General features: G+C 59.3%; 11 protein-coding genes. All 11 read right to left on the bottom strand.

Going from position 1 to position 14091, the window contains the following annotated elements; genetic code table 11:
• Positions 1-258 precede the first annotated feature (258 nt).
• On the bottom strand, positions 259-1605 hold the full coding sequence (locus ACFSNN_RS09695) for a DUF1214 domain-containing protein (RefSeq protein WP_244322890.1): 1347 nt from the start codon (positions 1603-1605) through the stop codon (positions 259-261).
• A gap of 329 nt (positions 1606-1934) precedes the next feature.
• Positions 1935-2639 carry an SDR family NAD(P)-dependent oxidoreductase gene (locus ACFSNN_RS09690; protein WP_134460823.1) on the bottom strand — a complete coding sequence of 235 codons (705 nt, stop codon included), beginning with the start codon at positions 2637-2639 and terminating at the stop codon, positions 1935-1937.
• Between the two features lie 14 nt (positions 2640-2653).
• Positions 2654-3457 carry a DeoR/GlpR family DNA-binding transcription regulator gene (locus ACFSNN_RS09685; RefSeq protein WP_134460825.1) on the bottom strand — a complete coding sequence of 268 codons (804 nt, stop codon included), beginning with the start codon at positions 3455-3457 and terminating at the stop codon, positions 2654-2656.
• Positions 3458-3561: 104 nt separating this feature from the next.
• Positions 3562-4749, bottom strand: coding sequence for a sialidase family protein (locus ACFSNN_RS09680; protein WP_134460828.1), 1188 nt, complete (start codon positions 4747-4749; stop codon positions 3562-3564).
• Between the two features lie 26 nt (positions 4750-4775).
• The gene (locus tag ACFSNN_RS09675; protein WP_134460831.1) at positions 4776-6194 is read right to left on the bottom strand and encodes a sodium:solute symporter family protein; all 1419 of its coding nucleotides are present in this window, start codon (positions 6192-6194) and stop codon (positions 4776-4778) included.
• Positions 6195-6316: 122 nt separating this feature from the next.
• Positions 6317-8662 carry a 4-hydroxythreonine-4-phosphate dehydrogenase PdxA gene (gene pdxA, locus ACFSNN_RS09670; protein ID WP_134460834.1) on the bottom strand — a complete coding sequence of 782 codons (2346 nt, stop codon included), beginning with the start codon at positions 8660-8662 and terminating at the stop codon, positions 6317-6319.
• Positions 8659-9828 carry an iron-containing alcohol dehydrogenase gene (locus ACFSNN_RS09665; RefSeq protein ID WP_134460837.1) on the bottom strand — a complete coding sequence of 390 codons (1170 nt, stop codon included), beginning with the start codon at positions 9826-9828 and terminating at the stop codon, positions 8659-8661. The genes pdxA and ACFSNN_RS09665 overlap by 4 nt, the downstream gene beginning before the upstream one ends.
• Before the next feature lie 55 nt (positions 9829-9883).
• Complete coding sequence (gene dapA, locus ACFSNN_RS09660; protein WP_134460840.1) at positions 9884-10771, bottom strand: 4-hydroxy-tetrahydrodipicolinate synthase; 888 nt, start codon at positions 10769-10771, stop codon at positions 9884-9886.
• A gap of 79 nt (positions 10772-10850) precedes the next feature.
• Positions 10851-12002 carry a porin gene (locus tag ACFSNN_RS09655; RefSeq protein WP_166799400.1) on the bottom strand — a complete coding sequence of 384 codons (1152 nt, stop codon included), beginning with the start codon at positions 12000-12002 and terminating at the stop codon, positions 10851-10853.
• Positions 12003-12625: 623 nt separating this feature from the next.
• Positions 12626-13057 (bottom strand): VOC family protein, encoded by a 432-nt coding sequence (locus tag ACFSNN_RS09650; protein ID WP_244322891.1) that lies wholly within the window; start codon positions 13055-13057, stop codon positions 12626-12628.
• Between the two features lie 5 nt (positions 13058-13062).
• Positions 13063-13953: a sugar phosphate isomerase/epimerase family protein gene (locus ACFSNN_RS09645; protein ID WP_134460843.1), complete on the bottom strand. Its 891-nt coding sequence runs from the start codon at positions 13951-13953 to the stop codon at positions 13063-13065.
• Positions 13954-14091 lie beyond the last annotated feature (138 nt).

The raw sequence follows: 14091 nt of genomic DNA, 5'->3' as shown, positions 1-14091 counted from the left end.
CTCGGACAGGTTCGCGCTTGCTTGCTATGGCACTTTCGCGAGGGGGCCGGGCCCGAGCTTTGGCGCAGGTTCGTGCTCTTGCATACCTGCGCGCACCGTCCTGCGGACGGCCGGACCCGGCCGGCAATACCCCCTTTATCGCACGGCGATCAGCTGACCAGGCGCATCGGTGGCGCCGAAATGGCTATAAAAGCCACTTTATTATGCAAACTCACTGTGGCCTCTCATGGACCGCAATTAGCTCCGACATGCTTCTGCTTACTGGACTCTCGTCATGGGGGGCGGGTAGTACGTGCCATTGGCCACACCGTCGAGTGGACCGTAGTACCGGAACGTCAGCCGGTATTGCGTACCGCGCGGCGTCGGCAGCCAGTTGCCCGTCGGTGCATTCACTGGTTTTTCCGCCGCAAAATACAGTGTCAACGAGCCATCCGCACCGTACGTCAGACCCTGCGCGTCGTTGAGCAGATATTTGTGTTGCGGATTATTCAGCACGCGGAACTGCTTGTCGTCGACCGCGATAACCGACCAGAAATATCGTGCAAAGCGCGTCGGCAAAGCGTCTTTCGGGAAGGTCAGTTTGTAGACGCGATCGCCGCTCAGCGGTGCGCCGTTTGCATCGATGGACGAGCGGTAATAGAGCACCTCCGGCTTGATGTTTGCCCAGATGCCGCCATAGTTGACCAACGTTCGAGCGAGATAATCGAGTCCGTACTCACCGACAACATCTGGGCGCGCCCAGCCGTCGTGTATCGCTCCGTGCCCGATGATCGCGCCGGCCTTGCCGAACTCTTCCATGGCGCGCGTGCGCACGACGCGATCAATGCGCGCTCGCTCGGCGGGTTGAGTTGCCGCTTCGGCCACGCGACGGGTCAACTGCTGCATCGACTGGAAACCAGGATTCAGATCGGGCTCGCTGTCGAGCGCTGTCTTCGCTGAATCAAAAGCCTCAACGCCCGGAAGCTTCTCTGGCTCGAACATCAAAGTCTTCGGAACGACGGGCAGCTTTGGAGAACCGGTCGCTGCCAATCTGAATTCGTGCTGCAGCGCGACTGCGCCATCCCTGTCAGTGCCCAGCGCCACGCGTGCCAACACCCGAGCAGACTTGACCGGCAGGTCGATCCGGCGGGCACCTTCCGGGATCGACACGTTGGCTCCACGCAGGCACACCGCAAAGTCGCCGTATGGCCTTTGCGGAAACACGCGCTCGTTAATGTTGGCCAAGGTTTCACCCCAACCATTCAAAAACTGCACGGTGAAGTAGCGACCCTTGATTTGCGGCACGCTCACGATAGTGCAACTATTCTCATCGACAGCGACCCACGCCTCGGAGTACGCGACGTCCAGATTGGGATTGGGCCAGTCTACCGCGCCGGGCTTACGGTGGACCAGTTCGTTCCATCGGAAGCCTTCCTTAAAGTCGAGTTGCTCCTGGCGCGCGACCAGCAGCCGGCTGAGCAGGTAGAGATAGGACTGACTGATGTCCTCATCGGAAATCGTGTTGGCATTGACGGCTGGCGACTCGCTGTTTTGCTGGGCGAAAGTCGAAATGGGAAATACAGTGAGTGCCGCTATAGCGATAACGAGGGCGTGGAGTCGTTTCACGAGACGGATTTTCCTTTGCTGCATGGACGCATCGCGACTGGCTCTCGGCCAGTCGTAGCGGGATGCGAGGATCCGCTGTTAGATATGAATAATGTAAATACGGTTTGCCAACAATGAATATTGGCTATGGAACCGATCTGTCCATAGCGCTGCGGTAAATTTTGACTCAGGTGCGTTGCGGCTCGCTCCGAAAGCAAGTGGTCGGCAGCTAACCGCTTTTTCGCGTATTTCAAGAACTTTTATTATTAGGCATCCTTATAGGATAACCGACCCACGTTCGCAATAAAACTCTTGAAACAGCCAGGTGTGAATTGGTCCCTCTCAAGAACCTACAGGGAAGCGCCGCCACACATCACAATCTGCTGACCTGTTATAGAACTGGCCCCTTCGCTCAACAAGAAACTCGTCAGGGCTGCTACTTCCTCGGGCGCGATGAATCGTCCAATCGGAGGGAGCTTCGGTGGTGTCGCAGCTCGCGCCGGGTCACGAAGAAACGGAGTATCCGTCGCCCCAGGGGCCACGACATTTACGGTGATGCCTCTCGGGGCCAACTCGGCTGCCCACGACCTCGACAGGCCGACTAATGCCGACTTTGTGGCGGCATACTGGCTCCGGGTCGCCGCGCCATTGGCCGTCCGGCTACCGATCAGCACAATTCTCCCGCCCGCCCGCATAGTCGGTAAAAGACGGTCGGCGAGGAAGGCCGCCGATTCAACGTGCAGGCGCCACATCGCGGCTCCGTCTTCGTGCGAGAGCTGACCGAGCGGCGCCGTCCGCATGAAACCGGCCGCATGTATCACTGCATCCACCGGTTCGAGTTCGTCGCAGACATGTCCGAGCGCATCGAAGTCAGTAACATCAACTCGGACAACCTTAAGCAGATCGTTCGTCACCACAAAATCTGAGCGGCACAGACCGGTGACCCGCCAGCCATCGGAGAGCAAGCGGTCGACAATTGCTCGTCCAATTCCTGAAGATGCGCCGGTGACCACTGCATGACGCAAGCCTGGCTTTGACTGCTCCCATGTATCCACGATGTCTCCGACCGCTATTGGACCTGCGAAGACCCGTTAGCTGTAGTGGCGGCCTCTACGCTTGCCGTCCGGACAGTAATCTTTTCCTGCGCATCAAAAGGCTCGAGTTGTTCCTGCTGGGCGCCATCGTCCGTGATAAGCGTCCAGGCGCGCTCGAGCGGAGCCCAGTGCTGCTGGCTGGCGTGTCCGAGCTTGTCCGCAGTGACTAGCACGAATACATGAGCTGCCTGACGCATCACGCACTCCTTGAGGTACGACTGGTCGGCGCTCGCTTCGCACAATCCAAGCTCGGCCACTACACCGTCAGCGCCCAGAAAGGCCTTGTCGACGCTCAGGCGATTCAGGGCAATTTGCGCGAGCGGGCCAAGCGTGCTCATGCTCGTCGACCTGACATCGCCGCCGATCACCGTCACCTGAACGCCTGAAGATACGAGCCCGCTCACGACCAGCAGATTGTTCGTGACGACGTGCACCAAGGTTCGCCCTGAGAGGAGCCGGGCGAGCGCCGCAGTGGTCGTCCCACTGTCCAAAAATATTGTGTCGCCGTCTTCGATAAACGTGTTTGCCAGGTGTGCTATGGCCTCTTTCTGCTCCCGTGAGCTGATTCGCCGTTCTTCAAGCGATGGCTCAGGCTCATGGGAACCCACCGCCGCGGCCCCGCCGTAAGTCCGGAGAACCCGGTTGTCGCGCGCGAGGGCACGCAAGTCCCGGCGAACCGTTGCTTCCGACATGCCGAAGTGCTCGCACAGCGTCGCGACATCGGTCATCCCGCCGAGTACCGCCTGCAGCATCGCCTCACGGCGTCTGGTTACTTTCATGTGCGTAATTTCTTGGTCCAGTAGAGTTCGCGCCTTCTTCCGCGCGTCCAGGACACCAAGTTTATCCAATTGCCGCACTGACCGACCATTTGTCGGGACCAGAGTCATCGCCCACGCACCCAGGATTCGTCGACGCTCACGTATTTGATTTTCTGACGGAACCACGTGAAGGCGATATGCAACGTGCCATCGGCTGACTGTACGATAGACGGATAGGAATATTCCCGATTCCGCTGGTCGGCCGAGTTGTTTGTCATGCAGTAGCCATCGCCGATTTCCAGATTGCGACGCCGGTTCCATGTTTTCCCGTCGTCCTCGGAAATCGCCAACGACATGGGCGAGCGCGGTGCGCCCCAGAACGCGGTGCCGCGCGGCGACGCCTTCTGGTCGCGCAACTCGCCGCTGTCTTCCGAATCCTCGATGTCATCATAAAGCGATGCGCGACGCTCCTTGCTATGCGAAGCGTCGCTTTCGTTGAACACCATCGCGAGATGGCCGTTGTTCAACACGGTGAACTGAATCGACGAATTGTTGTTCGGGACGTCGGTAGCCTGCGGCGCGCTCCACTCTCGACCATCCCGCGAGCGACTCGAATACACGAAGTCGGCCCAGCGACTGCGGTACAGAGCGAGCAGCGAACCATCCTTGAGAACATGGACGTTCATATGCACACAGCCAACGCTATCCGGGACCTCATGCAGTGCCCACGATGCACCCTGGTCGTCAGACACCATGACCGCGCTGATGTCATTGTTGCCAACCCATCGTTCGCCCGCTTCGGTCCGGCACAGAAACACCGGGCAGATCCATGCTCCGCTTTGCAGAACGATAATCGGTTGACGAACAAACGTCCCCGGCCGGTCGAATAGCGTCTCGACGGCTCCCCACGTCTTTCCGTTGTCCGTCGAAATCCGTCGACGAACAATCGCGGTGTTCTGGTGACCGGAAAGCTGTGCGGTGTAAATCAGCCAGAGCTGACCGTTCGGTGCCGTGAAAAGTACGGGGTTTTGCTCTGAGCGTGTCGGGTCGTCCGAGAGTTTCTCGGGTGCGGACCATTCGCCGGTTCCCGCCGCGAGGCGCGACATGTAGATGGAAACGTCAGGAATGCCTTCCTGGGTTCCACCAAACCAGACGCACAACAGGTCGCCGTTCTGAAGGACGTGAAGATTTGCGGCATGGTTCTGAACGCACGAGGTGGGAAGGAAAGCCTCCTTCCGTTCGGCATCCGTGTAGGCGGTGCGGACGCAGTTATCCGAGGTGGCGCCGGCCGCTTCAACGAAGTTCGTGTTCATGAAAATCTCTCTGATGGTTGGACAGGTCAGTGGGACTCGCGGTGAGTCAGCCCCTTGTCCTGAAGCTCCGAAGCCGAGCCATGAAACAGCAGCTTGCTGACGACGAGGACAATCGCCGGCGTGACGAGCGCAACGTACATGTTGTCGATACCGAACGGGTTGCCGAGCAGGTACCACGCCGTGGTTGCGAGTGTGGCGATAACCAGACCCGAGACCGCCCCGCGCTTGCCGCTGAAGAACGGGACATAGATGCCAATCAGCGCAATGACGGAAACCGAGAGGCGCAGCGCGCGGGTGAAGAAAGACAGCGCGAGAATCTGCGGTACGAACAGGACAAAAACAAGCGGAAGAAAGCCAACCACCAGAGAAATCCAGCGCGTCATTCGCAGTTCGACCTCCGGCGTGGGGTGAAAGCGCGGCACATAAAAGTCTTTCACAACCAGCGAGGCGATAGCCAGAGCGACCGTGCAGACGCTCACAAAGATGGAGGCCACGAGCGATGTCGTCACAACGCCTGCAAGGATGGGGTTCATGTGCTGCAGGAACACCGGCAGTGCATACAGGCTTTTGATGCCCGGATAAAGGTACTTCGCGGATACCCCGATGAATCCTAGCGCCAGGCCAATCGGTACGCACAGGAATGCCGCAATCAACGACGAAGCCCGCGCAGCCTCAGCGCTCCTGGTGGCCGAGATAGCCTGGATGATGAACTGCGTCGAAAAAATCGCACCAGCCGTACCGATGATCCACGCGCCAATCGTGCCGCCGGACAGGGCACCCGACCACGTGAAGAAATGCGGGGGCATGCTTGCCGCCATCGGCTTGATTCCACCCGTGAGCTTCCAGGCCATCCAGACAAGGATGCCAATTCCGATGAGCTTAACGGCACTGTGAACAATGGTCAGGTAGGCGACGCTCTTCAGACCGCCCCAGACAAAGTAGACGGTGCTCACGATTGCGGTGATGAAGGCTGCCGTCGGCAGGTCGATTCGCATCACCGTTGAGATGGCTGCGGCGCCACTCACGTAGTTGCCCACGTTCACGAGGAACAGCGCGTAAATCATGATGGCCGACACGACAAGCTTGGCACCCTTTCCGTATCTCTTGGCGATGAAGCCCGAGATGGTGAACTCGCCCGATGCATAAAGTCGTTTGGCCATGAACAGGCCAAAGAAGAGAAATCCGATTGCTGCAGCCACTACCGACCATGCGGCGGCCATTCCCGCGCTAAACGCTTCTTGCGACGTACCGACGGTCGACTTTGCGCCGATAAACTCAGACATCAGCAGGATGGCGACTACGACAGCAGGCATCGAACGCCCGGCCACCATGAACTGTTCAGAATTTTTGCTGCGCAGGCGAATGCTGAGCAGACTGGTAACGATGATATAGGCTACGACCATCCCAATGATGATGGCAGTGTCCCAATAACTGAAGGTGGCCATAACGTTGTCTCCTGATGACCTTTGGTTGATGCGCGTCGAGCTGCATTAAGGTGCGTCGAGCCACCCGGCATGTACCTGCCGGTATCGCTCTTTACTCAGTTGGTTGCTGCTAGCCCGAGTGCTTAAGCGGCGTTGGTGGCAGGCGCTTGCTCGTTGCGGCGCGTCGCGAGTTCCAGTGCCTGCCGGAACGCCTCGAGCATGCTGCGTTCGTCAGCGATGCCTTTGCCTGCGATGTCGAAGGCCGTACCGTGGTCTACTGAAGTACGGATAACGGGCAAGCCGACGGTAACGTTCACTCCGGCTTCAAGGCCCATGACCTTCACGGGACCGTGACCCTGGTCGTGATACATCGCGACCACCACGTCGAAGTCGCCTCGGCCTGCGCGGAAGAACAGCGTATCGGCCGGCAATGGGCCCTCCACATCCCATCCGCGCTCCTGAAGAAGCTTGACGGCAGGAACGATCTTTTCTTCCTCTTCCCCGTAGCCGAAGAGTCCGTTCTCGCCAGCATGCGGGTTGATTCCGCAGACGCCGATGCATGGATTGGCGATGCCGGCACGAACCAGCGTGTCATGGGCGCGTTCGATCGTGCGCTGAACGAGGCCCGGCTCAATCTTGCGAATCGCGTCGATAATACCGATGTGGGTAGTGACGTGAATCACGCGCAGGTTGGGCGCCACCAGCATCATCGACACCTCTTCGATGCCCGTCAGGTGCGCAAGCATTTCGGTGTGTCCCGGGAAGATATGGCCGCCGGCGTGCAATGCTTCCTTGTTGAGCGGCGCGGTGCAGATGGCGTCGAGTTCACCCGCGGTCGTCAATTCCACTGTGCGGGCGATGTACTGATACGCAGCATCTCCCGCGATGGCGGAAAGCTTTCCATAGGGCAGGTCTTCGGGAATCAGCTTGAGGTCGATGCAATCGACTACACCCTGACGAAACTCTCCGTCCGCGGGCTTGCTGATGGTGCGAACTTCGAGACTGACACCGGCTCTGCGGCCCGCATCGCGCAAACGCGCCGCATCGCCAATGACAACCGGCCGGCACTGGTCGTACACCGAGGCGTGCGCAAGGCTTTTCATGATGATTTCGGGGCCCACACCGGCGGCATCGCCCATGGTGATGCCAATAACGGGACGATAACTCATAGCTTCCTCTTCGCTCGGTTGACGCGGCGCTCGCGCGTCCGCTGGCTGCATGGCGACAAGTCGTTGCCACGCGCGATACAGTGTTTCGGGCTGGCCAAAGCCGCCCGCCTTGGTTACGACGGGCAAAGTACGGCCGCCGTGTGTGGCGGCAAGCAACGGCATACCGCGTTCAATTTCTTCAATGACCTGGAGTGATGCAATGCCCATCGTCGACAGCAATGCGCGGGCCGTCTCGCCTCCCGTTGCAATCAGACCACCCGCGTGTTCTGCCGCAGGCGCGAGTACTTCTGCGAGACGTCGCGCGAGCAACGCACCGTCGCTGACGGGAATGCGTTCAGACTGGTCAAGCGCGACGACTGCGTGACGTCCATTTCTCAGCGTCTCAGTGACGCCGGCCGCAAGCGCGAGCGCCGTCGAACTGACCGGGTTGAGCAATGATTGCGCGTTGGCTTCAAAAAAATCGACAGCATCGTGAGCATTCGACCGCAGTGTCGCGACCTGTTGATGCGAGACGCTGGACATGCTCCCGACCACGGCGAGGACACCACCATGAATCGACAGTTCCTTCATCGAGGTATAGCCAGTTGCGGTCCGGGCGATGGATAGTTGTGAGATGGATTCAGCCAGTACCTTGACTAACGGCAATGCGAGTCCGGCGGAGCCGACCCAGAACACGCCGCTCAGAGTGGCCGACGCAGCGGCTAGGGCGGCGAGGTCGTCGTCCGTTTCGCTATCGCAAACCACAGCCTGAAACTGCTCTCGCTGGCAGTCGGCGAGTTTCGCAAGCAGCGTGGCCACGCCGGCGCGCACCGTTTCCAATGTCACATGAGCGACGTGCAGACCTGCCTGTGTCAGCATCGCGCACAGGTTGGCGGTTCCCGTGATGTGTTCGTTCTTCCAGACCTCCGACGCTTCAAGGGGTACGCCGAAAATGAGCTGTTGTCCGTTGCGCGTCGTCCGCCCGGCTTGAGGAAACGCGGGCGCAACAATGGCCATTCCCGCAACGGGCACGAGAGCGGCGACTTCAGCCGCGACGTTGCCGCGCAAGGTCGAATCAACCTTCTTGTACACGCGACGTCCGTCCGCGAATACACGCCATGCCTGTACGTTTGCCAGTTTGGCTTCTGCAAGCGCGTGCCGGCGCGTGTCGGTATCGACGGCCATCACATCCACGTCACCCGCTGCGTGCGCTGCCCCGATGCCGAGCGTGACGACGCTGCGAAGTCCATGATGGGTGCAGGTGACGGCGCAGTCAGCGGTGCCGGACAGGTCGTCACCGATGATAAGAAGCCGCGCGTCGCCGCGGATGGAGGCGTTCATGGCAGAAGACGGCTGTAAATCGCCTTGATGTCGTCGAGACTCAAAGGCTTGGGATTGTTGCCGAGCAACCGCTTTACCTTGGAAGCTGCAACAGCGAGCGCGTCGAGATGATCTACCGATACGCCGAAGACGCGCAGGTCCTGAGGGATGGCGATAGCCGCCGTCCATTCGTGAATGCGTGCGAGCAATTTGTCCGCGGCCGACTCGTCGCTGTCGTCGTGCTGGGCAATGTCCAGCGCGCGTGCGACATTGGCGAGGCGGTCGACGATTGCGTCCAGGTTGAAGGCCATGACATGTGGCAACAGCATGGAATTCGCGACGCCGTGCGTGATGTTGAACATGCCACCGAGCGGATAGGCCAGGGCATGCACGGCGGCAGTGCCCGCTGCAGTCAGGGCCAGGCCGCCATACATGGAGCCGAGCAGCATCGCTTCGCGGGCCTTGAGCGACTGCCCGTTTTCGTATGCTTCAACGAGATTTGCACCGATCAGCCGCATTGATTCCATCGCGAACATGTCGCTGATGGGATTTGCCTTGGTCGAAATGTACGACTCGAGCGAGTGGATAAAAGCATCCATACCCGTTGCCGCCGTAATCGACTTCGGCAGGTTGAGTGTCAGGGTCGCGTCCAGGATGATGAGCTGCGGCAGCAGGTGGCGACTTACGATGCCAACCTTCAACTCTTCGTCGGGGAGCGTAACGATGGCGTTCGGAGTGACTTCTGAACCCGTACCCGCCGTCGTCGGCACCAGAACGAGTGGAACGCCTGGTGCCGCAATGAGGTCAATGCCCAGCCATTCTCGCAACGGTTGCGGGTTAGTAAGCCGGACAGCGAAAAGCTTTGCGGCGTCGAGCACGCTGCCCCCGCCGATAGAGAGCACGGCGTCGGGCGCGAACGGTTCAATCTGGTCGCGATAGACCGACTCGACATTTTCGATGGTCGGCTCCGGTTCCACGTCCCGGACAATCAGCGCTTCGACGTCCTTCGCCTTCAGGGCTGCGACGACACGACCCACCACGCCGTTTTCCTCCATGACCGGCTGCGTGATGAATGCAATGCGGCGGATCGGCCGGTCAAGCAGGGCAAGCTTTTCCGGCAACTGATCCAGGCTGTTCGGCCCATGCACGATGTGCTTGACGCCCTGGAAGTGGTAAGTGGTGTTCATCTCAGCTCTCTATATCTGTGAATCTGTGAATCGGTCAGTCAGTTCAGTCTGGCGCTCAATCAACGCGCGGATAAATCGCGATAGCTTTCGCGAGCCGCTCGCGTGCCGCATCGTCCAGTGGCTGCGCCGGGGAGCGTGCAGGACCCGCGGGCATACCCAGCATCATCGCGGCGGTTTTCAGAACGACCGGCATCGTGCCGAGCGCGAATGCATCGCGCAGCGCGCGCAGCGATTCCTGCGCCCGACGCGCAGCATCAATATCACCCGACTGGAAGCTGTTCCAGATAGACATCACGACGCTCGGGACGGCGTTTGTCGTCGCCGCTACTGCGCCGTCGCCGCCGGCAATCAGCGTCCAGAGAATCATCGAATCGGTGCCGGTAAATACGGCGAAGTCGTCGCGGCGCAGGTTAATCAGTTGCAGCAAGCGGTCGAAGTCGCCACCGCTGTCCTTGATGCCGCGAATATTCGGAATCTCCGAGAGCCGGCGCACTGTGTCGACGTTCAGCGTGATCCCCGCCTTGGCTGGAATCGTGTAAAGCATCACAGGCAGCGATGTGCCCCGTGCGATGCGCTCATAGTGTGTGAACAGTTCCTGCTGCGTCGCGCCGTTGAAATACGGCGTGATGACGGACACGGCATCGACACCTGTGTCCTGCATTTTCGCGTTCAGTTCGATGACGTCGCGCGTCGCGTAAGCGCCCGTCCCTGCGATAACGGGAACGCGGCCGCGCGCCTGCTCGACAGCAATGGCGGCGATACGAAGCTTCTCTGCTTCGGACAACCCGATGAATTCGCCGTTTGTGCCTAGAACAAAGAGGGCATGCACGCCTGCGCCAATCAGACGTTCGATGAGAGTACGCAGACCGGCTTCGTCGACCTCTTCGGCCGGTGTCATCGGAGTGATGAGGGCGGGAACGATTCCCTTGAAAGTGACTGACATGCTCGAAATCTCCACTCTGCTTCGGGCAGCGTTTGCTACCCGCATATCACCGGCCGCGCAAGCTGCGCAGTCGTTTCGGTTAGAACCTGTGGCGCAAGCCCAGCGCACCAACAATCTGGTGCGAGTTGCTCGATGCCGTAACCGGCCACAGCGCGGCGACAGCCTGCTTGCCCGTGGAGTCGACACCGCTGGCTTTCTGGTAGGCCATGGTCAGGTAGACGTCGGTGCGCTTCGACAGGAAATAGTCGCCTCCGATGTTCCCCTGGTCGTAGTGCGCGTTGCCGGCGCCGCGCGTATGGGTGTAGTCGTAGGCTACGCCAAGCAGCAGAGCCGGCGTTACCTGATAGTTGAAGTTTGCCTCGTAGTTGTCGAATACAACCGTCGCTCCCCTGTACCGGGCAATGGGTGCGGACGCGGCTGCCGAACCAAGGTCGCTGAAGTTTGAGTTTGAATACGCCAGGCCAAACCTTGCGGAACCGAGTGTGTAGTTCGCTGCGACGGAAGCGACGCTCAGCGTGCGCGCCGACGCATATCCCGAGTAGATGGGCGTGTTGTTAGGAGAAATGGCTGCGGCGCCCGCGGTGCCGTCCCACAGAGCCGTGTTCGGTTGAGCAGTTTTGATGTACGAAGCGCCAACAGCGAGTGGTCCACGGTTGTAGCCCGCTGCAACACTCCAGATACGATTATTGCTGAAGTTGCCTGCAGTACCGCCCAGACTGAACAGGCCGCCGACGCGGAACCCACCAAAATCCTGACTCAGATACTTGATGCTGTTGCTAATCCGGCCGTTGACGTAGAGGTTATCTGTGTCGCCTGGATGCGCACCGATACCTCCCGCCCACTGATTGGATGCAAGGAGGGGCCCCACGAAATCTGCAGACGGCTCGTTTTGCCGGCCGGCCGTGAAACTTCCGAAGGTCTGGGAAGTGATGCCGACGAACGCTGCCCGACCGAACATGCGGCCGTTCTGCCCCAGCGTGCCTGTCGTGCCGCTAAATCCGTTCTCGAGCTGGAAAATAGCTTTCAGGCCGCCGCCCAGGTCTTCCGCGCCTTTTAAGCCCCAGCGGCTTCCCGACTCGACGCCGCTTGACATCTGATAGTTCGTACCGCCTTTCTGGTTGTTTGTGTAGACCAGCGAGGTGTCGATCAGACCGTAGAGCGTTACGTTGCTTTGTGCATGCGCAGTCGCTGCGACGCCGAGGATGCCGAGTAGCGCCAAAGACCTTTTCATCAATTTGTCTCCAATTTTAGATTTTTTGACCGATTCGGTCACAAAGCGGTTGTTGGGTGAGCTTTTAGTCCGTCGATGGTGCGCTGGATTGACCGTTTTGTGCATTCTATGTAATCGAATCGATCAAAAACATGAGGGCAAACCCGATGTTTTGATTGACTCGGGCATTTAAAAAATGAATGGAAAGGTGTGGAGAGCGACGAATTGACTGATTCGATCAAAATGCGTCGACGGGCGCAGTGGGTGCGGACGACACCTGCGCGAAACCGGGGACGCGACAAAACCGGGCGGAGTGACGCCTTGGGACGCGAGACGCATGCGTCATAGGTTCAAAGATGGGAAACGGCTGGCGAACAAGAGAATTGGGCGAGCGCCCTCTCAAACTGCGGAAGAGACGTGATGCGCGTGTTTCACTCTGTGCGGGGTCACGCCTATCGATTCGCCGACATGCCCCGTTCATCCGCGTGACGGAGGAGCTACCAAACCGCTTGAACTCTCAGTCAGCCGAAGCGGATACCTTCAGCACAGTTCCTTCACCGAAGACGGACTGCTTGAAAAAGCTCCGCACGCTGGAGTAGACCGGAAAAGCCCTTGAGCCAGTCAGGGTCCGCGCGCGGGTTGGTTTAAATCGTCACCTCGACGAAATTGCCGTCCGGATCCGAAACGACAGCTTCAAAATAACCGTCGCCCGTCCAGCGGGGACCCGATACCAGGGCTCCGTCGGACTCCATCCGCCTCGCGAGAGCGATCACGGCATCCTCGGTGCCGAGTGAAATCGCAATATGCGCCCAGCCTGCTCGAGGGCCGTCCACCGAATGCGGCGCAAGCCTCGGCAAATGCATGATTTCGATCGCCGGTCCCTCCGGCAAGCGCGCAAAGCGCGAACTGAATCCTTGGGTCCGTTCACTTTTGTATGTTTCGCCGATCTCGGCTCCAAACATGTCGCGATAAAAGTCAGATGCGCGGTCGAGGTCGTTCGTCCAAAGCGCAACGTGAGTGATTTTCATAAAACGATTCTCCGGAAGAGGAAAACTGGCGCCGTCGAATGCGGGCATGCCGATCACTCCACTGGCCGAACCAGCGTTTCCATCAACGACTTCAACTCATGGGCAACCAGATAGCCGTTCTGTTGCTGCTTGCGCTTGCAGAACAGTTCGCAGCTCCACCATCCCTTGTATCCGGTCGCCTTCACCGCATCGGTCCATTCCTGAAGATCCAGTACGCCGGAACCCGTCGGCACATCGCGGAGCACGTTTTCGTTCGGGATACCGCCGTCGAAGCGAAGCGAATCGCAGACGTGGACTCCGTAGATCAACTCCTTGTCCAGTCTGGCGACATCGTCGGGCGTGACGCCCGACGTGTAGCAATGCCAGTAATCGATTACGACCTTGACGTTGCCGCGCTCCGCCCGCTCGATCAATCGCAGCGATTTTTCAAGTCCGCTCACCGGCGCCCATGAAAGCGTCTCCAGATACAGCAACAGCCCTAACTCCTGCGCCATATCGGCGAGCACCGCCAGATTCTTTGCGGTTATCGCAATCTGCTCGTCTTCCGGGTAACCCAGAACGCCGGCGTAAAGATTCGTACGCCCCGAACCGACCCATTCGATCACAGCCTGAACGTCGACCGGCCCCGTTAGAATCTGAACGCCTTTTGCTCCCGCCGTGACCGCGAGATGGAAGATTTCCCGCGCTCTGCGCCAGAGCGCTTCGGCGTCTTCTCCCTGACGCTCTATGTCGATGAGAAATCCCATGCCCGGTACGTACACATCCGCAAGGAGTTGCTTCAGGTCGCCGCTTGAATAGCCCGCGTCGAGATAGTTTTCGATCTTGCTGCTGGATAGCTCGACACCGTCGAAGCCCGCGGATCGCATGATGTCGATGTCAGTGACCAGGTTCGAATATTTCGCAACGGTCGCGTGCAGGACGAGTGTGTCTTCCTTCCCAGTCATCTCCGATTCCTCTGGTCTGTTGCCACGATAACGCGACCAGTCTGACCACCCAATAGTCGCTTGGCAATTTCGCAACCGCGTCGTTCGCAGACGCAACGCGACGCACTTTTTCCGACGAAGCGAATCGACGCTAGCCGC

The organism is Paraburkholderia dipogonis (assembly GCF_042680985.1).
Classification (GTDB): domain Bacteria; phylum Pseudomonadota; class Gammaproteobacteria; order Burkholderiales; family Burkholderiaceae; genus Paraburkholderia; species Paraburkholderia phytofirmans.
This window is presented reverse-complemented; position numbering and strand designations above follow the sequence as displayed.